We start from the raw sequence: 24,973 nt of genomic DNA on the forward strand, positions 1-24,973 counted from the left end.
TATGTGAAAAACTTTACAATACTCCTCTTTATATGTTTGCTTGCCATCATCAAAGCAAATGCGCAGACCTCTGTATCGATCTATAAGCCCGCTGCAAATGGAGTCGCGTCGGAAAATATGGAAGTTGTTGCTTTCGTCAATTCCACCGTACCGATAGATACAGTATGGGCAGCTGTGGGAGATCGCATCACCCAACTCTCATACAGCAGTATTTATTTTGGCTACCAGGGATACATTGATCTCACAGGTCTTACACAGGGGCCTCAGCAGGTAATTATCACCGTCAGAAAACAGCTCGTAGACGTTGCAAAGGATACACAACAATTTATTTATGACAGGCTGCCCCTCGTCACAATTGATGCACCATCCCCTAATACTGTTTTTTCGGACCTGCTCCATGTAAAAGCACATGTGAGTGATCCTGGCAGCGCGAATTGTGCCGGCAAGGTGAGCTTTGGTAGTTATTCCTTTTCGTTCGTCAATAATATTGATACTTTAATAGATCCCGCTCCAGGCGTCCTCTATACCGATAATAACCTGATCGTACAGGCCATCGATAGCGCCGGCCAAACCTCAAATGCGAAGGTGATGGTGTACCGCGAGAACAGTCCTTTCCTGATGCCTGTATTTTCCACAGCTGGCAGGATTGTGGATTTCAGGGATCATCGGGTGCTGGTGCGCACAGGCACTGATATCAAGCCCGTATATAGCATTATTAATATACAGGACTCCTCGACAAGCGTGATGCTCCCGGATACGGCATCAAATACCATGATTACCCAGGCAATACTTTGTGATACAGGCGCAGCAATTGTCGTATACACTTTGGGGCTACCTTCCCCACCTTTCCGGGATCATCTCTACTATTGGAATGAGACAAGTTACACCGACATTTCCGCGCCAACAAATACGACTCCATTCCAGGGTACCTTTGGTATGCTAAGTAGTGGGAATACCCTGTTATGGCAACAGAACGGTGGTTCTAACGCCAGATTAGGCGTGACGAACCTATCCTCTTTGTCTACTACAACAGTAGGGACCGGGAATATTATAGATGGCTATCTGCAGCCAGACGGCAAAAAGATTTCATACAGTGCACTGTCTGCCGGCACATCAGAAGTGTTCACCTATGATGTAGAAAGTGGCACGAATAGTCAGATTACCACCACCGGATCTAACTTCTATTCGATGGTAGACGGCAATACGATCGCATATAATCACCAGGGAGAAATACATATTAAGGAAGGTACCAACGATCTGAAGTTTGGTGTAAATACTGATAGCGAATATCCATTTGTCTTTTATCAATTGAAAGATCAATATATACTATACGCCATTATGGATGGCAAGAATCAGAAACAAGTATACCTGCGTTATCCTGATAAGAAAAAGATCCAGAAAGTAAGTCAGCTCACAGCTAACGGGAATATAGAACGCCTGGGAGACAGAAGCCGTGTGCTCTATTACACCGGCGATACCAGATACTATACTGATAGTGTTAATACTGGAAAGGCAGTTTCTGGTACGCATGGCCAGGTATATTTTGTGAATGGTGAGTTTTACCTGGCGCTTCAGGGTAACCTGTACAGGTATAACATTCCTTTTGGTATCCAATTGCCCAAGATCAATTCGTTCTTCCCTGATACAGCCAGAACAGGCATGACCGTTATTATTAAAGGCGTGGCTTTTACAGGTGCCACCGCTGTTAGCTTCGGCCACAAACCGGCAGGATTCTTCCAGGTTTTATCTGACTCTGTGATCAGGGCAGTCGTAGGCGAAGGTGCCAGTGGTGCTGTATCAGTGACCACCCCTGAAACCACCGCTTCTCTGGCAGGATTTACTTATTCCTTCTATTTACCGGCAGATTATTTTAAAGTGGCAGTACAAAGCGCTTACTGCAAGGGGGGCATTGGGTCTGTGATAGTAAAAGCAGATCAGCCCGGAAACTATACGGCAGTACTGATCTCCGACGGAGGCTCTGTGTATCATTTTACCGATAGTCTGAACATTACCAGTTTTCCTGCCGGCACCTACCAGTTGGAGATATCCGTAGATGGTCAGCCGGATTATAAACAGATCTATACAGTGATTATTACTGAACCTGCACCATTGTCAGCCTATATTGCAATGAACCCGTCAGGACTTGAGCTGGACATTCAGCTGACCGGTGCCGCCGTCTATCATATTCTCCTGAATGATTCCACCATTACAACTACGGAAAACAAATTGTCCCTGAAGTTGAAAGATGGTGTAAACACGATTGTGGTCATGACGGATAAAGAATGCCAGGGAACCATTACTAAAAGTATCGTGATTGGTAAAAACAGATTACCTTACCCCAATCCGTTTAACGATAAAGTATACCTCAACCTGGGTAATGAAAATGTGCCTTCGGCATTGATATCGATCTATAATTCCACCGGACAGCTGATCTATAACCGTAGTTATAATAACGTCTCCGGTGTTATCTCTATTGACCTCGATAATAATGGGAAAGGACTTTATCTGCTTAAACTGCGGACAGGTAATACTGAATCCTCCTTTAAGCTGATGAAAAACTGATAAATTTAAGTTGTGCGGGGCGATAACCCGCACAACTCTCCCTCTGCCGGATCATTTTACCGGGAATAAAATTCAGACTTATAGTAGAACTGAGATGTATAAATAGTCCCTTCCCTCTTTCCCGGAAGTAAGGAATAAAGGTCCGGGTGACCCAAATAACGCCTAACAGTGTTAATCCAAATACTGTGGCCACACTGTAGATGTAAGCAACAGTTATGGGAAAACCAATCAGTGTCATCATGCGTGGGTTCTTCGCTTTCATTTCATTGATCCAGCCCTTCAAAAAAGGCATACCCCCATAAAAGAAAATAACGGACGACAATAAAAGCAACACATACTTTGAACCCGGAAAGCTTATATGGATACCCAGCCAGTGTTGTATCATTTCAGAAAGCAGCATGGTGGGTACAGTTAACACCAGCACCACGTAAAATCTTTTCCTGAAATCTTCAATCATCATCGCATGATGGTCATGGCCGGCGTGCCCCATTGGCGGGTTTGCATCATGCATTTAATGATGAGTATGAGCCGAAGTTTCTTTTTTCATTTCATGCTGGGAATGTTCATGGGGATGATGTTCCATAACGAAAGCTTTGGTTGCAATTTACTGTGAACAGTGCGTTGAACCGTTATATAATTTCCGGATTGTTTAACATGGGTTCCGGACCGGCAGATAGCAGATGACGCTTTTATTTATACCACCCTGGCTATTTTCTCCATAATACGATAGCTGTCGCCAAACCTGCAAAGCGCATCGCAGTGTTGCCGCAGTTCGGAAAAAAGAATATACTTAATCGGAATGTTGCTGCCTTTGATGGCCGGCCTGGACAGTTGCAGCTTCACATCCTTCTCCCTGCTATCCGGCACAATCAGATAAAGCACCTCATCGCCGTCAGCAATCGTATAGCTTAAATCCGTTAACCTCAATATGCCCGAATAAATACTGGTGCTTTTTTCCACTTCAAACGCGGCTACTACATTATTGGTACCTTTCTGAAACCAAAGCACATCAATGAGCCGGATGGTATTCAGCACGTCCTTCTCACAGTTCATAGCAGGGAATGACTGGAGACTTATGAAAGAAAAATTTTGACCGTTACAGCTCTTTGACCGGTCATTAGCGGCAGCTATCACATCATATCCCAGGGCGCTGCCGATTTTTAATAAATGATATTGCATTTCGGTATGAAGGTTTTCTTCTGCCCGCTCTTCATTTACTTCTTTATGGCGTTTTTCAATGGCCTTCTCCAGTTTCTGTCTTTCTGCTTCCGACAGGTATTCATCCGTGCCAAGTATTATTTTTTGTGCACCAATTTCAAACAGCAGCCCGGCGATAGCACCTAAATCCGATGACAGTTCCTGGCGGTATTGCAGATTGGCATCCAGCACCACCTCCCTTAGTTTGAGGTATTCAGTCCAACTGCCCAGTTTCTTTTTGTCTTTGAACAAAAAATTGAATCCATTGATAATGGCTGTATTGAAAGGAGGAATAATAGTGGGGTGCAGAAAATATAAAATACTGGCAACGGCAGGTCCTAATCCTTTTATTTTATACGCATCCAGCTTAATGATTTCTTTAATAACCTGGTCTTCCGATTTTGCATGCAAACAATTTTCAAGAAATTGCCCGAAGGCCTGTTTGTTGCCTTCATGTTCATAAATATCTGGAATACGCAGTTTGGGTTTCCAGTAAAAGGGATGTGCCGCACCTTCAAAAACCTGTTTTTGTTCCGTAATGCAGGTTAGTACAAACTCCAGGGATGTGCCTTTAAAATCATTGGGGAAGCGCCCGCATTTAATATCATCCACTACCTGTTGCACACCCCGGCGAATAGAACGGAACGCCTTTAACCGCTCTTCATTATTTACAAACCAGGTATTATAAACAGACTCTTTGTCTGCTTTATATTGCTGTATAACGGAACTCAGGGAAGTGCTCATCTTATTTTGCGGGTTATCTTTTACAATTAGAAAACCAGTTTAAAGTACTTATTTTCTGGTAATCTGTCATGCTTCAGGAATGCATTCGCTGCCTGATAGAAATCACCGTACGCAGTGACTGGTGTCATCGTTACCAATAGTCCATTTTTTATAGGAACGTTTGTCTATATGACCGGATCTTAGCTGTACTTTTTTGCTGATCACTTCAGTTTTGCTTTTTGGAGTAACAGTTAGGTTGATGATAACGGAGTCATAAAGCAAAAATAATGGTTGCAGAAAATAAAATCTCATCATCACCTCATAGGCCGAACGCAATTGCTGACAGTTCCAGTTACTATATCCCACCCTGGAGGTTTATTGAGGGTATAATCAGAAAATTAAGTGGGAAGTTCAGCCTGGGTTGCTACTATTTGGTACATAGAACAGTAAAAGCAAAGCTTCAAAATACTTAACGTATTTTGCGGCTTTGCTCTTCTGCTCCCTTAACAGATAAAGGTAATCGACGTTTTTAAAACATCCAATTATTAGTATCTGGGTCTAAATCCTGGTCTTGGGCCGGATCTGGAGAAACGATTATTTTCTGGTCTTTCAGGTTTGGGACGAGCCTCATACACTACTATTGTCTGGCCAGCAACAACTGAATTATTCAATTCCTGGATTGCCTGCCCTGCATTGGAATCGTCTGGCATTTCAACGAATGCAAAGCCCTTAGAACGGCCACTATACTTATCATAAGCAACATTTATACTATATACAACTCCATATGGGTCAAATAAAGACCATATTTCATCTTCAGTTGTTCTGTCACTTAAATTACCTACAAAAATATTCACAATTATAATTTTAATTAAACACACATAATGCTAAAAACCATCGACTTAGGAAGAAAAAGAAACCCAAAACAATTCAGATGGGGCCAAATGCAACCGTGCTAAAGTTAGAGCAATAAATTGGGTAATACGGGATTAATTTATAATGATATTAGATTATTATAAATTTCTCTAATAAGGATGCAGTATTAGTACTAACAGATCAGCTCTACCGAATGCCTGTGAGGGATGCCTGTTTTAATATGAATAGAATAGCGGTGCTAATAAAAAGTGCTTTAGGGCTAGCTATTGCCATATAGCTCCACGATACTTTTACATGGAAAGGCCATACGCAAAATAAAAACGACTAAATGCGCGATTTGATCTAAAAAACCATGCTCTTTGGGTAGAAGGCCGTTGATATTGCAATTTTATCGCATCAATAAGTAGATGTAAAAAGCTAATCACTAAGGCTACTCTCCACAAACCAAGGTTCCACGTAACTAATAGAATAAGTATAAAGTGGATGCATACGTGAATATATAAATAATGAGAGCGCCATTTCTTTAACTCTTTATTGGCCACCCATTTGCTGGTTTGAAAAAAAAGTCACCAAGAATATGGGCTAAAAAGAATTGAAGTAGCAGAATCATATCAACTGATTTTTTCTATGATGCATTTCTCATAAAATGAGACTAAATCCAATATTTCGTCATAATGTGCTCTTTTCTGAGCCTATTTTGATTTTATCGGTAATAAAAGCGATAATTTAAATTATCGCTTTTATTACCGATAAGTATGCTTATTTAGAATCTGAGATAATTTCGGATGAATATATAAGTGCATGTAAAATTACTACATAACAAATCTCGTCAAACGATTTAAAATGTAATAAGACATTGAATTTCAATCAAGTAATTGAGTTATCACCTGGAAAATAGCACAAGCAACTATCAGCCTTTATGTTCAATTTTCATCGTAACTGAAGGTTTTTCATGAGCTATAATAATGAGTCCTTTTTTTCCCGCCCCCAGCTTTAATGTATAATTTAGATACCGTGGCGACATTTTCAATGCTGATGCCATTTATAAAACAGCCGGAAGCCCGCCTTTTAACAAACTCTCATTCGCAGCTTCCAAAAATCCTCCCGTATGCTTTACTTTAAAAAATAATTAACGTATTTTTTGAAGTAATAAGAGAATCCAACATGTAATAAACGCCGAAACCAAACATATAACCGGAAGATTTAGCTTATGAAGACCTCTCTTACCCTGGCTTTTGTTTTTATCTTCTCCATCCATTCGTTGGCCCAGAATTGGCAGGATACAACGAAGCTAATCGGGGAAATTTTCAGCCGTTACCAACCCGGGCATCCCGGCTGTCAACTAGCCATTAGCCGTCACGGTAAAATAATCTATTCCAGGGCATGGGGCCTTTCCGACCTGGAGCACTCCACACCACTCTCTACATCCAGCATCATAGAAGCAGGATCAGTGTCAAAACAGTTCACCGCCGCCGCCATATTGCTCTTACAATCAGCAGGAAAACTCTCCCTTAATGACGATGTCCGGAAGTACCTGCCTGAACTACCAGACTATGGGAAAATAATAACGTTGAAAGACATGATTCATCATACGAGCGGACTAAAAGATTGGGGAAGCCTGATGGCGTTTTCTGACTGGCCCCGGGGAACTAAAATCTATTCGAATGAAGATGTGCTACGCATCATCATCAGGCAGAAATCACTTAATCATAACCCAGGCGAAGAATTTCTTTATAGCAATACCAATTATGTACTGTTGGCAATCATCGTGCAAAGAGTAAGTGGTCAATCCCTCGCTGAGTTCACCAGCCTGAAAATATTTCGCCCTCTACAGATGAATTCCACCCAATGGAGAAACGATATCCGCCGTGTGGTTCCTGGCAGGGCTATTGCATATTCGAAGGAAGGAGATTTGTACTTTACTGATATGCCCTACGAAAATGTATATGGTAATGGCGGCTTGCTGACCACCGCTGAAGATCTCCTAAAGTGGAACGATTATTATACTCATGCTAATCTTGACGGGCCAGGCTTTTTAAAAGAGCAGCTCGACACTATTCCGTTGAATAATGGACAACCCAATAATTATGCTGCCGGACTTCGCCTGGTCAATATTAAAGGATTTAACGCCATCGTCCATGACGGCGCAACAGCGGCATACCGATCCATATTAGAGTACTATCCTGAACTTGATCTGGGAATTGCATGGCTGGCAAACACCTCGGAATTTGATGGAAAAGACGATGGTCTGGATGCACTGAGAAGCCTGCTCCTGGGTGAAAAAACTCCTGCTAAAGAAAATAAGGTGGCTGTTATTTCAAAAGGCAAATCCTCCGGTTCCGAAATGCCTGCGAAGAATATTGTCCTGAACAAGGAGGCACTCCAGGTGTATGAGGGCAATTACAGATCTTCTGAAGTGGAAAGTTCATTGGAAATAGTATTGACTGGAACCACCATAAAAATAAAGCGGATTAAAGGAGATATCTTTACGCTGCAACCTGTTTCTGACCAGGAATTTAAAATAGAAAATTCCAGGATCAAAGTAGTATTTGAAAAAAATGCTGACGGAAAAGTACTTCAATTGAAATTTAGCAGTCCAAAAGTAAGAAACGTGTGTTTTGAAAAAACATAATTGTTTAACCTATAAAATTCCACATTATGAAAACCCACTTACCAATTTGTATTGCCGCAATAATAGCATTACCGCTATTCCATGCATGTACTAAAACATCTTCCTCTACCCTACAGACTGAAAAAGTCAGTGTCGCCATCTCAAATGCTGCCACTGCGGCATACCAGGACGCTAATGCCACCGCGTTCTTCCGGCGGACTACCGGCTCTATTGCTTTTGACGGCGCGCTGTCTGTACCGCTGTCCAATGGGAAAGTCGTATGGCTCTTTAACGACACTTTTTATGATGACATGAATGCAGACGGCACCGTCCCCTGTATTTTCAACAAGCATAATACCGTATTGTTACAACCCGCCAACCATAGCTGGGATCCGGCGCAGACAAGCAACCTGTTGCTTTATGGCAACCCTGACCTGTTCCAGTCTATTACCCCAGGTAATTATTACTGGCCTTCTGCCGGTGTGGAAATCGGTAATACAGTGTACACCGTTTGCCTGGAAATGAGTAGTTCCACAGGGCAACTGGTCAATGAGATTATGGCAGGCTTGAATGAGTCTGATAATACTGTCTCCTATACCGCAATACCTGATTTGAATGGCATTGACTTTACAAAAGGGATGGTGAAGAACCTGGATGGATATGTGTATATCTGGGGTGGTAAATTAAGGCCGAATACTATTGGGCAATGTGATGTGTATGTAGCACGGTTCCCGCAGAATAGTGTTGGTAACTGGACGTTCTGGAACGGTTCTACCTGGGGGAATTCCGCAGCAGCGGCTGCTGTGATAACCACGGCTCCGTCAGGCGGAATCAGCGTCAGCTATGTGAATACAAAGTATGTAATGATCTCAACTAATTTTAACATGCAATGCGATGGTGGAACGGCTATTTACGGAGCTGCCAGCAGTAGTCCAACCAGCGGCTGGGATGCTATTGCTACGAATGTTATTTATAATATTCCGGACAGGTTGCAGGGCCATACACCATTCTTTTATACCCCCTGCATTCATCCGGAATTCAATGCTAATAATGAGTTCTTGTTTACTTATTGTATTAACACTTATCAACCTTGTGTAGCACCATGTAATAATAATAAGTTTGATCCGGATATTTATCGGCCAAGAGCGGTGAGGGTGCCATTTGCACTCCTTAACCTATGATGGGTTAATAAGATTATAGGATTTTTCGTAACCAGAACGCCTTCAGATTAAAAGATCTGAAGGCGTTTTTGTGTTCAAAAGGCTTTCATTTTTTTGCGCAGCCAGGCGCGTACCGGTTCGTCAAAGAGTTTTAAGCTGGCATATGCTACTATAATAGCCGCGATAAAGGTACTTAAGGCATATGGCCAGGATTGCGCGAGTGTTATTCCGGGATGGTTGCTAACCCAACCTACATAAAAATAAACCAGGGTATAATGGGTCATGTAGAGGGGATAGGAAATGTCGCCCAGGAGCTTACAGACCTTCTGCCCGCTGCTGCTGTTCACTTGTCCGCCAGCACCCATTAACACTATTATTGGGAAAATAATGATGATACTGATTGATTCATACAGACCATTCATCCACAGATGATCAGCGCCACCGATACGTGGCATAAACAAAATGATCACTAATAATAAAGAGCACCAGCGGAAAGCATTTTTAACATGGATCTTTTTCCCGAGGCGGGATAATAATAATCCTGCAAAGAATGGATACATCATGCGGGTCATACCGACCTTTACCTGCTCAAGGGTTAGTGTCCAGCCGCCGGTCACGTCACCATTTGAATTGGTGACTGCGAAATACACCAGGGCTGCTGCCGATAAGGCCACCAATACCGCTAATGCTTTATTTGACAATCTTCTGATACCTATTGCGTACAGGATATTCCCAATGTATTCAAAGAATAAAGACCATCCTACACTATTCAGGGGATGCATCTCCTGCCAGCCACGGATATCCATGGACAAGGGAACTGGCAATATGGTATAACCTATGATCATAACAAGCAGCATTTTCCAGACCGGCACGGTATGAATGAGTGGCCATATTGCTGATTCAGTCCAATAGAAACCCAGTGCACCCAATGTCATACCGAGGATAACAAGTGGTTGCAAACGTTCAATACGCCGTATTAAAAAAGAGCCGAAGCTGAGTTTATTCCACCTGTCATCATAAGCGTAACCTATGACATAGCCGGAGAGCAGGAAGAAAAAATCTACTGCAAGGTAACCATGATTGATATATTGGGTAAGGTGGCTGCTGGCATGTGGCTCGCAGAGGTGGAACCATACGACTATTAGCGCCGCTACTCCACGTAATCCATCTAAAATCTGGTAGTGAGGCTTCGTAGGAAGAGCGTTGTTGTTCATTCAGTTCGCTTGTAAAATGAAATACAGCAACTATCAATTGTGCAATTGACAGTTGCTGTATAGACCTGTGTTTAATATCCTTATTTACTATGCAATTTATCTTCCAGGACTTTCATGTAGAAACCGCCGACAACGCTTCTGCCTTTGAAGTTCTCACGAATACCGGTTTCTGAATCGTAAAAATCATTGAGCGGCACACGGGAAGGTGTTTCCAATGCGTGTATATACAGCGGATGGATCAATGCTTCAAACTGGGATTTCTCAGGAGCAAAGGATGCTGTCCACACAATCCAGTCATTCTTGGTATAAGATTTACGGCTATCCAGTGGTATACCAAATTTATTGATCTTAGTGAGGTAGTATTTTGTTTCCGTGTCATATACCTTTTGTGGGAAGAGGTGAAGGTCTAATACCTTGTCCCAAACCAGGTTATACTTCTGGCTCCAGGTATTTTTATTATCGAATGTAAGTGCATAATGATCACCTGCATCAGCCATTTCCATCCATTTAGGCACCATGCTTTCTGCAATAGCACGGTATTTCTTAGCGGTTTCATGATCACCTAATTGTTCGGCCATCTGGGCATAGCAACCAATACCAACGATCGCTTTAACGGATAAATTGGCATTGCGCGCCAGGTGTCCGGCAAAATCATCAGTACACAATTGCGTCTTTGGATCAAGACCTTCTTTGGTCAGGTAATCGACCCAGGTAGTCAGGGTTTGCCAGTGTTTCTTAGCATAATCAGTATTACCCTGTGCCCTGGTAATAGCGGCACATAAGATGATCATATTACCTGATTCCTCTACAGGCATCGGTTCGCCGTAGGTCTGACCATTTGCTTTAGGATATGTACCCAGGTCATGTGCGGCCCATGGGTGAGGATATTTCCCGCTTTCACTGAAGTAGAAGATACCGGTTAACATACCCTGCATCAGTTCAGGGTTGTAAAGCAGATACAGTGGTGCTGAAGGATAGGTTACGTCAACAGTGTTGATGAAACCACCGCTGTTGTTTTCTTTTGAGAGCCACAGGATTTCACCATTAGGGCTTTTGACCAGGGTATGTGCAGCAATGCTCTGGCGATAAGCCAGGACACAAATATGCGCGTATTCTGCACCGCCTGATTTTAATGCAGTAGCATAGATTTCCTTGTCCAGGTCAGCGCACCTTTGCATGATAGTGCTGTATTCATTGGCAGCACTGGTCAGCTGGCCTTCAATTGTTTCGCTTCCATTAGCGTTCCACCAGGGTCTTAAATTAGTGTTGAAGTACTGAATAGCATAGATTTCATCATATCCCAGTTCTACAAAGCGTTCTACCGTATTGCTGCCTACAGTACCGAAAGGGATCACGGTATTCAGAGACAGTGATTTCCCTTTTGCAGGAGAGGATACATTGAGGCCTTTTTTAAAGGCATCTACGGCATCCGCTCCTTTGGTAATGAATTGGGTGGCACCGGTATTCTTTTGCGCAGCTACGTAGAAGTATCCCCAGTCAATCCGCATATCATCCGCACCTTTTTGGAGTACGGGTTGTTCTACAGTACCTGCTTTTAATATAGAGAGGTTGCCCTTTTCATAATGTTGGGCAGTGACAGGTTGAGTAGGCTGGTACACTGCAATGTCTGAGGAGGCACCTAAGAAAACTTTCACCGCGTGTTGTTTACCATCGTTTGCTTTTACGGCGTAGGAAATGTAGGATACCGGCCGGGACAGGACCTTCAGGTCATTCAGCAGGAGTGGTGAAGTAAATTTGAGTTGCAGATCGATACCACCGGCAGTGAACTCATAAGAGGTTTGTGTAGCGGTGATATCTACTTTTGTTTGCTTTGCGAGCTGTGTTTCGCCGGAAGCGTCCTTTAGTTTGTCGACTAAACCGAAATCCAGGAAACGGCCGCCGGCAGTGTTTGCCAGGTGAATGGCAATTGTATTGGTTCCGGTTTTCAGCAGACTTTTATCTACTGGCAGGTATTTGAAATTATTGGTCCAGCCGGTAGCTTCATAAATCTTATTGCCATTTAAAAATACTTCGACATTGTCGTCGTGGTTGAGCTTTAGTAATAAGTCGTTGATGCTGGCCGGGTTTTTAATTGTAAAAATTCTGCGTACCCAGATATTGTCTGATTTCCATAAGGTTTTTACATTTTTCTCATCGTCGCCAAATGGTGCAGGGCCTGATTTCCAGTTGCTGGCTTTGTAATTTTGAGAGGACCAGTTGGCATCGGGCTGGGTTTCGGTATAATTTACATTATAAGGAAGCTCATCGGCTGCAGCCAGGATGGTTTTATATCTTGTTTCCTCTTTTCCCAAAAAACGATAGACTTTTCCATCTACACTGATCATTCCAAGAAGGGAATGATCGGCTCCGGTCCAGTGTGTCGTCGTTGAATTGTTTAATTCGTCTGTATTGGACCAGATGCTAAAGTTGGGATTGTGAGTGATGAGTGGATATGAGGGTGCTATTCTGTTTTGTGCCTGAACCTGGCAGGTGGAAAATAAGCACGCTAGTACACTGAGACCTTTTAACCTGTTGAATTTAATCATTTTTGATTTTTGTAATTATCGTTTGGAATTTTAGCGGGTTAAAATTAGATAACCGGAATTTTTTAGTTTATGATTTTCGCCCCAAGATTATAATAATTCAGGTCAATTTTGAATGTTTTTGGGATTTTTGGGCTGGAGTGATTTTATTTTAGTGGAAATGGAGGGAAGAAGGGGGAAATTTGTTTTGATAATATTATTTGAGAAATCGCGGAGCTGTGGCTGTGAAAGGTACATTCCGATCATAAATTGGCACATGATCACCGCCGGGAATAATCCACGAGGCTGAATCCGGGATGGCGCGGTACATATCCACAGGAATTTCAACCGGGAAAAAGTTATCCCGGTCGCCATGAACGATGAGCGTACGGGCTTTGATAGTGGATAGACTTTGTGCAGTGAAATTCATATCATCGTAATTATCATGTAAGGCGTTGAATTGCGTGATGAGTTGCCGAATCTGCTCATCCTTCCCGGTACGTTTCCCTTACTGAGGGAGGCATATGGCAAAGGAGGCTCAATTAAGAATAGGAATGGTGTTTATATTAATTGAATTTCCGCCGGAACGCCAGCGGCGAAAAATCCGTCTTGGTTTTGAACAAACGACTAAATGACTGCGGATACTCAAATCCCAATTGAAATGCAACCTCCGCCACTGACAGTTCCGATGTTGAAAGCATCTCTTTCGCCTTTTCTATGAGCTTATGATGTATGAGTTGCTGTGCATTCTGCCCTGTCAATGAACGTAACATATCACTTAAATAACTAGCCGATAAATTCAAACGATCTGCAAAGTACTGCACACTGGGAATACCATTTTCCATACTTGTGCCACTATTGAAATATTCATCCATCATCTGTTCCAGCCGGGCGAGTAATTCACTATTTACAGCTTTCCTGGTAATGAATTGCCGTTTGTAAAAACGCTCTGCATAACTGAGCAGCAATTCGATCTGGGCGATAACGACGGTCTGGCTGAAATCGTCAATGCGACTTGTCAACTCTTCTTCCATTATTTTGAATAAGGACAATATCACTTCTCTTTCCTTGTCTGACAGAAAGAGTGCCTCGGCTACCTGGTAAGAAAAGAAGCCGTATTGTTTGATCTTCCTTGACAGCGGGAATCCGAGCAAAAAATCCGGATGGATCAATAAGGTATAGCCAGCATGGTCCTGTGGATCTTCAGGCATACTTAAGACCTGGTTAGGAGCAGCGAACATCAGGCCTCCCTCGTCAAAATCATAATAGCCCTGACCATATCCCATTTTTCCACTTAGTTTGCTCTTGTAGGAGATCTTATAGAAATGCAGTACATGTGGATCAGGTAATTGATGCAGATTCAGTTGCCCCTCAACATTATTGATCAGACTGATCAAGGGGTGTTGCGGGTTCGGCAGACTGAATAGGCGATGAACGTCTGCAATTGAATTTATTTTAGCGGGTTGATTAGACTTTCCCATCTATGAAAGATACGATTAAAATGCCGGGATCATCCGAAGATGCCCGGCAAGGAAATGAATTACCAGGGTATGATGCCTGTCTCCGGATTAAGCTCTTCACTTATAAAGAGGCCTGTTGGACCATCCTGTCCCAGTACTGCATATTTTACAATACGATTGCCGGCTACTTCAACGGTGCCTGTGCCACGATGATTGTTGAAATCAGTTTTGGTAAAGCCGGGGTCTACCGCATTTACTTTAAAGGCGGAATCGCGTAATTCGTAAGCCAGTACAGTAGTGTACATGTTCAGTGCTGCTTTTGAGGACTGATATACAGCACCTTTGAAGTGGTAATACTGACTGCCTGGGTCATTGGCCAGGGTAAGTGAGCCCTGGCTGGAACTTACAATTACTATACGCGGTTCGGGAGCATTTTTCATGAGGTCGATGAAAGCCTGTGTAACTCTTACTACGCCAAAGACATTGGTATCATACACGGTTTTGAACTGATCCATAGTAGCGCCCAGGGCTGTTTGTGGCAAACCGCCGCTCATACCGGCATTGTTGATCAGCACATCCAATACGTTTGTCTTTTTACCAATTTCTATGCGGGCAGCGGCTACTGAATCAGCACTGGTTACATCGATTTCGACGGCTGCTACATTGCTCAGGCCTTCATGCTTCAGTTCTTCGACAGCATGGTTTCCTTTTGCCAGGTCGCGACAGCCGAGGAATACAAAATAACCTTGTTGTAATAACTGGCGAGCTGTTTCAAAGCCGATGCTTTTATTGGCACCGGTGATCAATACTTTTTTCATATTATCAATTTATTGTCTGGAGTTATTCGCTTTATGTAACAAAGGTCGTATGCACAGATTTGGGATACTTAACAGATTTGGGGGAATGCTAAACATTATTGGGGTAGGGCCTTCAGATTTGGATCTTTTCTTTAACTTAACTGTATGATTATTCCTTCAGATATATTACAAGAGGTGGAAATCCTGTTATCTCAAAACAAAAAAGTGCATGCAGTAGCATTGGTGAAGCGGGCGACAAATTGCTCACTGAAAGAGGCAAAGGATTATGTTGATCAGTTGGATCAGCCTAAGGTTGCTTTTACAGGGAATATCGATGATCAGCTACGTGTGTTGTTATTACAGGGCAATAAGATTGAGGCAATTAAGGTGTATAGAGATCATTCGGGTGCAAGTCTTGCTGAGAGTAAGGAGTATGTGGAGCGACTGGATCAGTATGCTGGTCGTAGAAATACGGGGATAGATAGTTTATACCAGGAGCAGGCTAAGCCGAAAATAAATTATACGTGGGTGATCATACTGCTGATAGCTGCTGCGGTGATTGCGTGGGCGGTGCTCAGGTGATTGAATGAAAGTGGGGATTGCAGGTGTGTTGAGGGGGGATTGCAGGTGTGTTGAGGGGAGATTGCAGGTGTGTTGAGGGGAGATAGCAGGTGTGTTGAGGGGGATTTCGTGAGCCTTGCCAGGGTGCTAAGTTAAAAGAGACGATTTGCTTATACCGGTTATAGCAAGCTATTCCCGCTTGTGAAAATCACCTCCCCTACCCGGACAATAATATAATATCTATCTTTGCAGGCGTATGAAGAAAATAGGATTTTTATCATTCGGACATTGGTCCAATCATCCAGCCTATAAGACACGTACGGCAAGTGACACATTGCTTCAATCAATTGATCTGGCTGTTGCTGCCGAAGAAATCGGCTTAGATGGTGCATATTTTCGGGTACATCATTTTGCAGCTCAATTAGCCTCTCCATTTCCATTACTGGCCGCCATTGGTGCTAAAACCAGTAAAATTGAGATAGGAACAGGTGTGATTGACATGCGTTATGAAAATCCCCTTTATATGGTGGAAGATGCCGGAGCGGCCGATTTGATTTCGGGCGGGCGATTACAACTGGGAATCAGCAGGGGTTCGCCAGAACAGGTAATAGATGGATGGCGTTATTTTGGGTATGCACCTGATGAGGGAGAAACGGATGCGGATATGGGGCGTAAAAAAGCCCTGCAATTCCTGGATCAGCTCAAGGGGGTAGGATTTGCACAACCTAACCCGTTCCCAATGTTCCCTAATCCGCCAGGATTATTGAGACTGGAACCTCATTCCGAGGGATTGCGGGATCGCATCTGGTGGGGCGCAGCTTCTAATGCCACGGCTGTATGGGCAGCGGAAAACGGTATGCATTTGCAGAGTTCTACCCTGAAAATGGATGAAAGCGGCAAGCCATTCCATGTTCAACAGGCGGAACAGATCAGGTTATATAAAGAGGCATGGAAGAAGGCAGGGCATCAGCGGGTGCCAAGGGTTTCTGTGAGCCGGTCCATCTTTGCCCTGATGAATGACCAGGATAGGTATTATTTTGGTCAGGATACGAAAGGAGCCGACCAGATTGGTAATATTGAAAAAGGTAAACGTGCGATTTTTGGAAGAAGCTATGCAGGGGAGCCGGATCAGCTCATTAAGGAGTTGGCGAAGGATGAGGCTATACAGGAAGCAGATACGCTGCTTTTGACGATTCCTAATACCCTGGGAGTGGAATACAATATACACGTACTGTCGTCTATTCTGGAGCATGTGGCACCAGGATTAGGCTGGAGATAATTTTAAAAGAGGTGCTATAAAAAGTAAATTCCGGGATCAAAACCGGTAGTTAATGTAGAGAATGTGCGTTAATGTAATTCTTATGCATTCAATTTACTGTTGATAGCATCTCTTTTTTTCTGAAAATAGTTTTCATCCCCTTTGGTGAATTTCCTCTTTCATGAGGGTGTCAATGAAGTTTAGGTACGACAAGTGCCGCCAGCAGATCTTTACTAACTTCCTTCCATTCTATCCAGATATGATCCTGGGGAAGTTCATCTCCGGTCATCCTATCTCTTATATCACTTCTACGTTGCTGATAATATTCGATGGTCTTCAGCACCCTTGCTGTATCAAAATCAACCTCTCCATCTATCAACTCCATGTAGCTTTCCAGCATGCGACCGATATTGATCCTGTTTTCTTTCAGGGATAAGCGGCCATTCGGACCGGCGAGGGAAATTCCCTGTTCCTGTAATACATCCTGGATGCTGTTTGCGTTATCATCCTGACCATCATCTTCCCAATTGCAGAGATCGCAGATATCGAATTCATTCCTGCCTGTAAGGGTAGGAAAGCCGCAGCCGGGGCAGGTATATAGCTGAAGGTCATTGGCCTGAAGGTAGGTATCGTAATGCGCCCTTCGGAGATGAAAAGCAGTAAGCATTTCGGTTTCGGTCATCCGCTGATAATTGTTTGATACATGAAATGTACTAATTAGTTATTGTTTTTTAGGTTTTGGTGATATTAAAACTCACTTACATTTACATACACTTACAAAAGAAAAAACCATATCTCACAATGAAACGTTTATAAGCCTTGCCCTTTTTCGATCCGAATTATTATTGCATATGAAGACATCTAATAATAAGCTTATACGGCAAATAATTAAATCACTAAAAAATCATCCGTTTATTTGACTCCAACATTATCATAACACCTATTAATATTGTAACTTACCCCTCATCAGACAGGCACAATTCGCACGCAACCATATCGTACTGTAAGCAATTCTTTCATATACCCAAATCCCCAATTATGAATCCATTACTACTTATGCTAGTAGTCGGTGCCACATCTGTATCTGCCGCTGACTATCACGTTGCCATCACTAACCATGCAAACACCAATGAAAGCCTTGCAGGTGGCAGTTTTACTATCACGGTAAGCGGCACAGCTACCGGCACCGATACCATCACCGTGAATTTTTCAACCACCGGCACCGCCGTACCTGGTGTACACTACCAGGCCTTTCCACAAACGATCAGCATCCCCGTCAACGCAGGCAATGGCAGCTTTACATTCCCTGTCATTCCTGTTCAAAACAGAATCGTAGAAGACTATGCTGCCGTCGTCCTCATCATTCAAAGCGCCAGCAGCTCCTCGTCAGCTACTGTTGATTTTGACCCTGAACCCACTACCCTCCGGATCTATGATGACGATCAGAGTGCATCTATAAGTTTCACCGGCTCAACAAACGGCAAAGAAGGCGGCCCGAATGCCACTATCACGGCCAGCCTGTCCAGCGACTACATAGCAGGAAAAACTATCTGGATTGGTGCTAATATGACCAATAAGTCAACGGTAGGTTATGGTGACCTTGATGATCCCAGTTTAAGAATTGATTCCGGCCAACATAGCGTAGTTGCCGATATCAATGTCCTTGACGACAAAATCCGGGAAGATACTGAAATGGTATACTACGAAATTACCAGTATCGTCAGTGGCGACTTTGAATTTCGTTACGATCCCCTCCCCTATGGTCCCATTTACATATATGATAATAACGACACCCTTGAACCTTTAAGGGCTGCCAATATTTACATTCATTATGTAGGTAGCCCCAGGGAAAATAATCCCAAATTAGACGGCTCCATTTACGTGGAAGCCTTACCTGCCGGTACGTATCCCGTAGAGGATTCTATTACTGTTAAAATTAGAATGGAAGGAACTGCAGTTGAAGGTGTGGATTACCTGCCGTTGGATAGTGTGGTGATTCCAATAGTACCTTGGGTAGGCAGCTATGTAAGTGTTCCTATCCATCCTATCGACGACAACATCATTGAAGGTGATGAATCTATTCATCCTATCCTCGTAAGTGCAAGTACACCATCAGGTGACTCTATTACTGTGTATAATAATTTCCCTGCCAGCGTGCCGCTTTATGATGATGATTACGATAACAGGTCGATTACTATCTCAGCTAAGACAAATGGTAAAGAAGGCGGCCCGGCTGCAGGTTTTACATTATCTTATCCGGATAGTCTCGTATCAGCCACAGATCTGCAGTTGAATTATCATATCCTTGCGGCGGGTACTACTGCGACTGAGGGTGTTGATTACACTATTTCTCCATTGATCATTCCTGCGGGACAGCACAGCGCAACCATTCCCATCAACATTATAGATGATAACCAGGCAGAGTCTACTGAATATATCAACCTGCAGATAGATGGTTACCCTATGGGTGCGGATAGTGTGGTCCTTATTGCTATCGAGGATAATGATCCTACTCATACTAAAATTTGTATACCTAATGTATTTACACCGAATGGTGACGGAAGGAATGATTTATTCGTGATCCGGGGACTGGAAAATTACCCGGGATCGAGACTTTCCATTTTCAACCTGCTCCGTGGAGGTGTACTGGTATACAGGTCGGAAAACTATGATAATAGCTGGGATGGGCGTGGTGCCGGTCCTGGTTTGTATAGTTATATACTTGAGGTAAATGAGAAAGGGAGGAAGAAAGTTTATAAAGGTAAACTGGTTATTATCAAATAGATTTAAAAAACCAGGTCGGATCAAAAGGTGATTGCTGCAAAAACCTTGTACATGTTGAGAATTAAAAGGAAGGGACTTATCACAAACAGCATGATTGTCCCTTTCCTGTTTTATCGATCTGGAATCAATTATTATAAATGACCATATTTTTCGATGGCGGCTTCTTCGCGAATGATCCGATCTTTATTTAAGCGGGGCCTGTCAGCGATGGTTAGCGCTGACAGAATCCGCGTAATCTCCGTTGCCGGGAGGTCGGCACAATAGATAGGTGAACCAGGATGCTGTTTCCATGAATCTTTGACAGGCCCGGCATCTACAGGGTCAAAACCTAGTTCATCGACTAACTGCATGACCACTTTTTTTGCATGTGGATCATCACCTGCTACCGGTAAACCGATACGACCGGGATCTCCATTGGGCAATCCTTTATCCTGCAGACTTTGGGCCATAATACTATTGAACACTTTTATTACAGGATGAGCAAGTTGCTCCTGCACCCATTCACTATCTACTGTATATTCAGAAAACCCATTTAAACGTCCATCCCTTAAGTCCGGATAGTAATTGCAGGTATCAATTACAATTTTGTCTTTTAAGTCCTTAAACAGCCCCGCAGGCAGTAAAGGAATGCTTTTTTGAGGAATGGTGACAATGATCAGGTCACTTTGTTCTACTAACTCAGTCAGCGGAGTAGGTAATACGCCTGTTTCCTCCGCAAATGCAGTTAAGGACTGCGGCCCGCGTGAGTTTGTCAGCAACACAGGGTAATTGAGTGTTCTTAATTTTCTGGCGAGAATACCTCCGATATTCCCGGATCCAATGATTCCTATTTTCATTTGTATTTTTACTGCAAATTAGCGGGTGGATGACCCTCTAACAAGAACTGAACCGGAGATCAGTCACTTACCGGCAGGTTAGTTTAACTGAAAATAAAGCACTTATGAACACAGAAAAGATATTCACAATTACAGATTTAGCAAAGTGTTATAACAAATCCGAGCGATCTATCCGTATTGTGCTTGAAAGGATCGGTGAGAAATGGTCTATGATTGTATTGCTTTTATTGGACGAGCATGGTACGGTTCGTTTTCATGAGTTTGACAACATGATAGACGGCATTTCGCAGAAAGTGCTTTCAAATACCCTGAAGGCCCTGGAGGCAGATGGGCTGATCCATAGAAAGGTATACCCGGTAGTGCCTCCTAAGGTAGAATATACGCTGACTGATTTAGGCCGCGGGCTTGTAACACCTGTTAGGGCTTTAGTGGACTGGGCGTGTAAACATAGTCTTGACATAGTTGAATCCAGGAAATCACTGATCAAGCAGGCGTAAGCGAATCAGGCTCTCTGCTGTAGCCAGCACGGCTTCTTTGGTGGAGCGTGGGGCCCAGCCGAGGGTGTGGATAGCCTTTGCACTGGTTACGTTTATCACTGTACCCAGGAAGGGGATGACTGATTTCAGTTTCGGATCTTTGAATGCCGCGATTCGAAGCAAGAGCGAAGGGATCTCTTTTACAGGCACCTTTTTCGCTGATTGTCCAAGGTTATCTTTGAGAATCTTTGCTACTTCTACTAACCAGATACTTTCTCCTGCGGTGGCAATGAAACGTTCTCCTTTTGCAGCAGGATGTATCATAGCACGCAGGTGCAGATCGGCTACATCCCGCACATCTACAAAGCCGGAATTGAGCTTTGGTGTACCAGGGATTTTGGCTGTGAGGAGATTTTTGATGATGTGAATGGAATGTGAGTAATCAGCGCCGAGCACGGGACCCAGTACGCCGACAGGATTTATTGCTGAGAGTTCCAGGCCCTTGCCTTCTTTTTCGATGAATTCCCAGGCAGCTCTTTCTGCCAGGGTTTTGGATTTTTGATAAGCGGGGGCTTTCCCGGAAGTGTTAGTCCAGAACGTTTCGTCAAAAGGTGCTGTTTGGGCAGGATGACCACATACCACTGCACCAATAGCTGAGGTCAGCACCACACGCTTTACACCCGCATCCCTGGATGCACGCAAAACTCTTAGTACCCCTTCTCTGGCCGGGATGATCATTTCATCCTCATGTTTATAATTGACAATTGGAGTGGGTGAAGCTACGTGGATTACATAGATACAATCTTTAACCGCTTCATTCCAATTAGTGTCTGAAGATAAGTCCGTCCGGATAAAGGATAAACGATCACCCGCTTCTACCCCACCTTCTTTCAGCATTGCCCTTACTTCCGGTTCCCGGCTCAGAGAACGAAGCGTAGCCCTTACGCGATAGCCTGCATTTAATAATTGAAGGATGCAATGAACGGCGATAAATCCCGCACCACCTGTTACTAATACTGTTTTGTCTGTATACATCGTTATGTATTTGATCAATCAAAATTCGAGATAAAACAGGTTAGTCACTTTGCTGAAAAGTCGTAATTCTGGTTTGTTTAAAAGACGGGGAGTTCTACAGCTTTGCTTTTTCTCCGGGTTGTCTCCATACTTTTCCTTTGCAGCTGTATATAAAAAAGACCTGCTTTCCTCCAGGTAAGCATTGATTTATTTCGCGCAGATCATATTAGCTTTGCCTATTATGGAGTCTATAAGCGCATTAAAGAACTACACAGACAGTCTGCAGATACAAGGCAAAAAGATGCCCGTATTGTTCACCTCTCATGGCAATCCTATGAACATCGTGATGAGCAGGGATGAACACCCGTTCTGGAATGCCTTATACCATCTTGGAAAAGATCTGAAAAGCAATTATGATGTAAAAGCGGCCATTGTCATCTCCGCACACTGGTGCACACAAGGCACTTTTGTGAACCATTCCGCCAGTCAACAGCAAATTTTTGACTATTATGGGTTCCCCGATGAATATTATAAAGTCTATTACCAGGCCAAAGGTGCTCCTGAGCTTGCACATGAAGTAAAGAAAGCCATACCACAGGCGGTGGAGACTGCTGAATGGGGACTGGATCACGGGGCATGGCCTATGCTGATGCACCTGTTCCCTGATGCAGATATCCCGGTTTTTGAGTTGAGCCTGGACTATTATGCCAGGCCTGAATATCATTATTCCCTTGGACAGCAGCTTAAGTCATTAAGAAAAAAGGGGGTATTGATCATCGGCAGCGGATCATTAATTCATAATCTATCACTGGTCAGGGATAAGATGCGGCGTAATGATATGACTCCTTTTGGCTGGGAAGCAGAATATGATGCATGGCTGAAACAGCAGATAGACCAGCGGAAATTTGAAAATATTATTCAATACCAATCCAGTCATCAACTAGGTACCCTGGCATCGCCAACACCGGATCACTTTGTGCCTGTGTTGTATAGCCTGGGTTTGTCGGATCCGGATGATGAGATCAGATATTTTTATGAAGCAGCTCCAGCCTTACCGGCGTTTAGCGAAAGGAGTTTTATTATAGGTGGTTGAATTTATAAGCCATCATGGAAAATTATCCCCAGGCTATGCCGTTTACCACTGTGCACTGTGCTGACACCGTGCTTCATATTCACCCTGTAATAGCCTTTACTCCCTTTTGCCGGGCGAAAGTTCGTAGTGAAGATAATCATATCCCCGGCACCAGGTTTTAATACATTGGCTTTAGATTGCGCACGGGGGATTTGTTCTGTGATAACGAATTCGCCGCCGGTGTAGTCCTGATCAAGGATGAATACCATTTGCACAGGAAAATAGATTTCTCCGTAAAGGTCCTGGTGCAAGGTATTAAAACCTCCTTCTCCATATTTTAATATAAGAACAGTAGGCTTCTCCTGCCCATGGGCTTTGCAAAGGGCTTTCATTTCAGCATGTGTGGGCGGGAACCGCTTATCGATATTTAATTCCTGCATCCATTGATTGGCCACGGGTGTTATCAGGGCGTATATACTTTCTCTTAGTGTGGTAATGAGCGGGGGTAATGGGTATTGGAAGTATTTGTATTCTCCCTGACCAAAACGGTAGCGCTCCATTTTGATGGTCTTTCTATAGGTGTTGTCTGCATTGTAATCAGCAATCAGGGCATCACATTCTTGCCTGTCGAGGACATTCCTGACGATGACAAATCCATTGTCATGAAGTTCTTGTGTAATCGCCTGCCAGTTTTGAGTTGAGATATTCATAGCTGCAAAACTAGCGAGGCTATGGGCAATGAAAAATCCGATTATTGCGGTTTTTAAAAAAGGTTGCAGGTTGGGGTAAAGATGGTCAATTCTATTATATACATGTTGAGACTGCATTAATTACCGCCCCGGCAACACAGGCAATTTGGATACAATTTAACACGCTTTGGAAACACGCATCCATATTTATTCCCGGAGCTTTGTTTTCAAAATACGATCATGCAAAAAGCAATTAAATTTAAGAATAGGACATGGGATGTGGCGGCCAACTTACATTTGCCTGAGGACTTTAATGAGCAGCATAGCTATGCGGCTATCATCTGTGTTCATCCCGGGAGTAGTGTAAAAGAACAAACGGCTGGTTTGTACGCAGCGCGGTTATCTCAGGAAGGCTTTGTAGCACTGGCCTTTGATGCGTCATTCCAGGGTGAGAGCGGTGGAGAACCCCGCTATCTTGAAGACCCTGCTACAAGAGTAGAGGATATCAGGTGTGCGGTGGACTACCTCACTACTTTAGACTTTATTGACAATGAGCGTATTGGCATTCTGGGCATTTGTGCAGGCGGAGCTTATGCGGCCAATGCATCGCTGACTGAGAAACGAATTAAGGCAGTAGGCACTGTCGTGGCTGCCAATTTTGCCAGGGCTAATAGTGAGCGCAATGCACTCCAGATCCTGGAAGCTGTAGGAAAGCAACGTACTGCTGAAGCCAATGGAACACCCGCATTCATTACGAACTGGACACCTGCTTCCATTGAAGAAGCACAACAGGCAGGTGAAGTAGAAATGGATATGGCTGAGGCGATTGATTATTACCGAACACCACGGGGAGAACATCCCCGGGCCTGCAATAAACTTCTCTTTACAAGCATGGGTGCAGTGGTCGCTTTTGATGCCTTTCATTTGGCAGAGAAATTACTCAACCAGCCGCTAATGGTGATTGTAGGTGACAGGGTAGGTGCTTTCGGCTCTTATAGAGATGGATTCGAGCTGTACAATAAAGCGGCATCTACCGACAAACATATTCATGTCGTGCATGGTGCCAGTCATTATGATTTATATGACCAGCCTTTTGCTACCAATGAAGCGTTGGGAAAATTAATTCCTTTTTTCAAGGCTCAGCTGCAAAGCATAAATTTGTAA

At 43.5% G+C, this 24,973-nt stretch carries 21 protein-coding genes and 1 pseudogene; 9 read left to right on the forward strand and 13 right to left on the reverse strand.

Going from position 1 to position 24,973, the window contains the following annotated elements; all coding sequences use genetic code 11:
- Window positions 1-3 precede the first annotated feature (3 nt).
- Window positions 4-2,562, forward strand: coding sequence for a T9SS type A sorting domain-containing protein (locus DXN04_RS12195; protein WP_147319912.1), 2,559 nt, complete (start codon window positions 4-6; stop codon window positions 2,560-2,562).
- On the opposite strand, the gene DXN04_RS35190 is transcribed toward DXN04_RS12195, so the two are convergent.
- From DXN04_RS35190 to DXN04_RS35770, 4 genes and pseudogenes are all read right to left on the reverse strand, one after another.
- Complete coding sequence (locus tag DXN04_RS35190) at window positions 2,543-3,073, reverse strand: hypothetical protein (RefSeq protein WP_199415030.1); 531 nt, start codon at window positions 3,071-3,073, stop codon at window positions 2,543-2,545. The genes DXN04_RS12195 and DXN04_RS35190 overlap by 20 nt on opposite strands.
- Window positions 3,074-3,255: 182 nt before the next feature.
- Window positions 3,256-4,503 carry a hypothetical protein gene (locus tag DXN04_RS12205; RefSeq protein WP_116853645.1) on the reverse strand — a complete coding sequence of 416 codons (1,248 nt, stop codon included), beginning with the start codon at window positions 4,501-4,503 and terminating at the stop codon, window positions 3,256-3,258.
- 524 nt (window positions 4,504-5,027) lie between these two features.
- The gene (locus DXN04_RS12210; protein ID WP_116854301.1) at window positions 5,028-5,336 is read right to left on the reverse strand and encodes an RNA recognition motif domain-containing protein; all 309 of its coding nucleotides are present in this window, start codon (window positions 5,334-5,336) and stop codon (window positions 5,028-5,030) included.
- A 309-nt stretch (window positions 5,337-5,645) separates the two neighbouring features.
- A pseudogene (locus DXN04_RS35770) lies at window positions 5,646-5,903 on the reverse strand (DUF3307 domain-containing protein); the annotation flags it as partial.
- A gap of 662 nt (window positions 5,904-6,565) precedes the next feature.
- Between DXN04_RS35770 and DXN04_RS12220 the strand changes: the two are divergent.
- Together DXN04_RS12220 and DXN04_RS12225 are read left to right on the forward strand one after the other, a co-directional pair.
- Window positions 6,566-7,987: a serine hydrolase domain-containing protein gene (locus tag DXN04_RS12220; RefSeq protein WP_116853647.1), complete on the forward strand. Its 1,422-nt coding sequence runs from the start codon at window positions 6,566-6,568 to the stop codon at window positions 7,985-7,987.
- Between the two features lie 26 nt (window positions 7,988-8,013).
- Window positions 8,014-9,147: a DUF4185 domain-containing protein gene (locus tag DXN04_RS12225; protein WP_116853648.1), complete on the forward strand. Its 1,134-nt coding sequence runs from the start codon at window positions 8,014-8,016 to the stop codon at window positions 9,145-9,147.
- Window positions 9,148-9,221: 74 nt separating this feature from the next.
- On the opposite strand, the gene DXN04_RS12230 is transcribed toward DXN04_RS12225, so the two are convergent.
- The 5 genes from DXN04_RS12230 to DXN04_RS12250 all read right to left on the reverse strand — a co-directional run bounded on the left by DXN04_RS12230 (window position 9,222) and on the right by DXN04_RS12250 (window position 15,140).
- A complete protein-coding gene (locus tag DXN04_RS12230; RefSeq protein ID WP_116853649.1) occupies window positions 9,222-10,340 on the reverse strand; it encodes an acyltransferase family protein in 1,119 nt (372 codons plus the stop codon).
- A gap of 80 nt (window positions 10,341-10,420) precedes the next feature.
- The gene (locus DXN04_RS12235; RefSeq protein ID WP_116853650.1) at window positions 10,421-12,886 is read right to left on the reverse strand and encodes a glutaminase family protein; all 2,466 of its coding nucleotides are present in this window, start codon (window positions 12,884-12,886) and stop codon (window positions 10,421-10,423) included.
- A gap of 193 nt (window positions 12,887-13,079) precedes the next feature.
- The gene (locus tag DXN04_RS12240) at window positions 13,080-13,292 is read right to left on the reverse strand and encodes an alpha/beta fold hydrolase (protein ID WP_199415031.1); all 213 of its coding nucleotides are present in this window, start codon (window positions 13,290-13,292) and stop codon (window positions 13,080-13,082) included.
- Window positions 13,293-13,428: 136 nt separating this feature from the next.
- Window positions 13,429-14,343, reverse strand: a complete 915-nt coding sequence (locus DXN04_RS12245; protein WP_116853651.1) for a helix-turn-helix domain-containing protein — start codon at window positions 14,341-14,343, stop codon at window positions 13,429-13,431.
- Between the two features lie 59 nt (window positions 14,344-14,402).
- The gene (locus DXN04_RS12250; protein WP_116853652.1) at window positions 14,403-15,140 is read right to left on the reverse strand and encodes an SDR family oxidoreductase; all 738 of its coding nucleotides are present in this window, start codon (window positions 15,138-15,140) and stop codon (window positions 14,403-14,405) included.
- A gap of 144 nt (window positions 15,141-15,284) precedes the next feature.
- Here DXN04_RS12250 and DXN04_RS12255 point away from each other — a divergent pair, with 144 nt between their 5' ends.
- Both DXN04_RS12255 and DXN04_RS12260 read left to right on the forward strand, forming a co-directional pair.
- Entirely contained in the window at window positions 15,285-15,701 is a 417-nt protein-coding gene (locus DXN04_RS12255; RefSeq protein WP_116853653.1) for a hypothetical protein, read from the forward strand.
- 235 nt (window positions 15,702-15,936) lie between these two features.
- Entirely contained in the window at window positions 15,937-16,959 is a 1,023-nt protein-coding gene (locus tag DXN04_RS12260; RefSeq protein WP_116853654.1) for an LLM class flavin-dependent oxidoreductase, read from the forward strand.
- Between the two features lie 169 nt (window positions 16,960-17,128).
- On the opposite strand, the gene DXN04_RS12265 is transcribed toward DXN04_RS12260, so the two are convergent.
- Window positions 17,129-17,620, reverse strand: a complete 492-nt coding sequence (locus DXN04_RS12265; protein ID WP_199415032.1) for a CPCC family cysteine-rich protein — start codon at window positions 17,618-17,620, stop codon at window positions 17,129-17,131.
- Window positions 17,621-17,976: 356 nt separating this feature from the next.
- On the opposite strand from DXN04_RS12265, the gene DXN04_RS12270 reads away from it, so the two are divergent.
- Entirely contained in the window at window positions 17,977-19,722 is a 1,746-nt protein-coding gene (locus tag DXN04_RS12270) for a T9SS type B sorting domain-containing protein (protein ID WP_116853655.1), read from the forward strand.
- A gap of 131 nt (window positions 19,723-19,853) precedes the next feature.
- Here DXN04_RS12270 and DXN04_RS12275 read toward each other — a convergent pair whose 3' ends face one another.
- Complete coding sequence (locus tag DXN04_RS12275) at window positions 19,854-20,558, reverse strand: NADPH-dependent F420 reductase (RefSeq protein WP_116853656.1); 705 nt, start codon at window positions 20,556-20,558, stop codon at window positions 19,854-19,856.
- 104 nt (window positions 20,559-20,662) lie between these two features.
- On the opposite strand from DXN04_RS12275, the gene DXN04_RS12280 reads away from it, so the two are divergent.
- Window positions 20,663-21,055, forward strand: coding sequence for a winged helix-turn-helix transcriptional regulator (locus DXN04_RS12280; RefSeq protein WP_116853657.1), 393 nt, complete (start codon window positions 20,663-20,665; stop codon window positions 21,053-21,055).
- Here the strand turns inward: DXN04_RS12280 and DXN04_RS12285 are convergent.
- On the reverse strand, window positions 21,035-22,069 hold the full coding sequence (locus DXN04_RS12285; protein ID WP_116853658.1) for an SDR family oxidoreductase: 1,035 nt from the start codon (window positions 22,067-22,069) through the stop codon (window positions 21,035-21,037). The two genes, DXN04_RS12280 and DXN04_RS12285, sit on opposite strands and share 21 nt — an antisense overlap.
- A gap of 220 nt (window positions 22,070-22,289) precedes the next feature.
- Between DXN04_RS12285 and DXN04_RS12290 the strand changes: the two genes are divergently transcribed.
- Window positions 22,290-23,141 (forward strand): dioxygenase family protein, encoded by an 852-nt coding sequence (locus DXN04_RS12290; RefSeq protein WP_116853659.1) that lies wholly within the window; start codon window positions 22,290-22,292, stop codon window positions 23,139-23,141.
- A gap of 2 nt (window positions 23,142-23,143) precedes the next feature.
- Here the strand turns inward: DXN04_RS12290 and DXN04_RS12295 are convergent, their stop codons facing one another.
- A complete protein-coding gene (locus DXN04_RS12295; RefSeq protein ID WP_116854303.1) occupies window positions 23,144-23,830 on the reverse strand; it encodes a 2OG-Fe(II) oxygenase in 687 nt (228 codons plus the stop codon).
- Between the two features lie 219 nt (window positions 23,831-24,049).
- Here DXN04_RS12295 and DXN04_RS12300 point away from each other — a divergent pair, with 219 nt between their 5' ends.
- Entirely contained in the window at window positions 24,050-24,973 is a 924-nt protein-coding gene (locus DXN04_RS12300; RefSeq protein ID WP_116853660.1) for an alpha/beta hydrolase, read from the forward strand.

It is taken from the genome of Chitinophaga silvisoli (assembly GCF_003412465.1).
GTDB classification, from domain to species: domain Bacteria; phylum Bacteroidota; class Bacteroidia; order Chitinophagales; family Chitinophagaceae; genus Chitinophaga; species Chitinophaga silvisoli.

Excerpts from the sequence above, each read along its gene's own strand:
- DXN04_RS12250 (WP_116853652.1), bottom strand. The coding sequence starts at position 15,140 with ATGAAAAAAGTATTGATCACCGGTGCCAATAAAAGCATCGGCTTTGAA.
- DXN04_RS12225 (WP_116853648.1), top strand. The coding sequence starts at position 8,014 with ATGAAAACCCACTTACCAATTTGTATTGCCGCAATAATAGCATTACCG.
- DXN04_RS12245 (WP_116853651.1), bottom strand. The coding sequence starts at position 14,343 with ATGGGAAAGTCTAATCAACCCGCTAAAATAAATTCAATTGCAGACGTT.
- DXN04_RS12265 (WP_199415032.1), bottom strand. The coding sequence starts at position 17,620 with ATGACCGAAACCGAAATGCTTACTGCTTTTCATCTCCGAAGGGCGCAT.
- DXN04_RS12235 (WP_116853650.1), bottom strand. The coding sequence starts at position 12,886 with ATGATTAAATTCAACAGGTTAAAAGGTCTCAGTGTACTAGCGTGCTTA.
- DXN04_RS12220 (WP_116853647.1), top strand. The coding sequence starts at position 6,566 with ATGAAGACCTCTCTTACCCTGGCTTTTGTTTTTATCTTCTCCATCCAT.
- DXN04_RS35190 (WP_199415030.1), bottom strand. The coding sequence starts at position 3,073 with ATGCATGATGCAAACCCGCCAATGGGGCACGCCGGCCATGACCATCAT.
- DXN04_RS12260 (WP_116853654.1), top strand. The coding sequence starts at position 15,937 with ATGAAGAAAATAGGATTTTTATCATTCGGACATTGGTCCAATCATCCA.
- DXN04_RS12290 (WP_116853659.1), top strand. The coding sequence starts at position 22,290 with ATGGAGTCTATAAGCGCATTAAAGAACTACACAGACAGTCTGCAGATA.
- DXN04_RS12280 (WP_116853657.1), top strand. The coding sequence starts at position 20,663 with ATGAACACAGAAAAGATATTCACAATTACAGATTTAGCAAAGTGTTAT.
- DXN04_RS12255 (WP_116853653.1), top strand. The coding sequence starts at position 15,285 with ATGATTATTCCTTCAGATATATTACAAGAGGTGGAAATCCTGTTATCT.
- DXN04_RS12300 (WP_116853660.1), top strand. The coding sequence starts at position 24,050 with ATGCAAAAAGCAATTAAATTTAAGAATAGGACATGGGATGTGGCGGCC.
- DXN04_RS12275 (WP_116853656.1), bottom strand. The coding sequence starts at position 20,558 with ATGAAAATAGGAATCATTGGATCCGGGAATATCGGAGGTATTCTCGCC.
- DXN04_RS12295 (WP_116854303.1), bottom strand. The coding sequence starts at position 23,830 with ATGAATATCTCAACTCAAAACTGGCAGGCGATTACACAAGAACTTCAT.
- DXN04_RS12205 (WP_116853645.1), bottom strand. The coding sequence starts at position 4,503 with ATGAGCACTTCCCTGAGTTCCGTTATACAGCAATATAAAGCAGACAAA.
- DXN04_RS12285 (WP_116853658.1), bottom strand. The coding sequence starts at position 22,069 with ATGTATACAGACAAAACAGTATTAGTAACAGGTGGTGCGGGATTTATC.
- DXN04_RS12270 (WP_116853655.1), top strand. The coding sequence starts at position 17,977 with ATGAATCCATTACTACTTATGCTAGTAGTCGGTGCCACATCTGTATCT.
- DXN04_RS12240 (WP_199415031.1), bottom strand. The coding sequence starts at position 13,292 with ATGAATTTCACTGCACAAAGTCTATCCACTATCAAAGCCCGTACGCTC.
- DXN04_RS12230 (WP_116853649.1), bottom strand. The coding sequence starts at position 10,340 with ATGAACAACAACGCTCTTCCTACGAAGCCTCACTACCAGATTTTAGAT.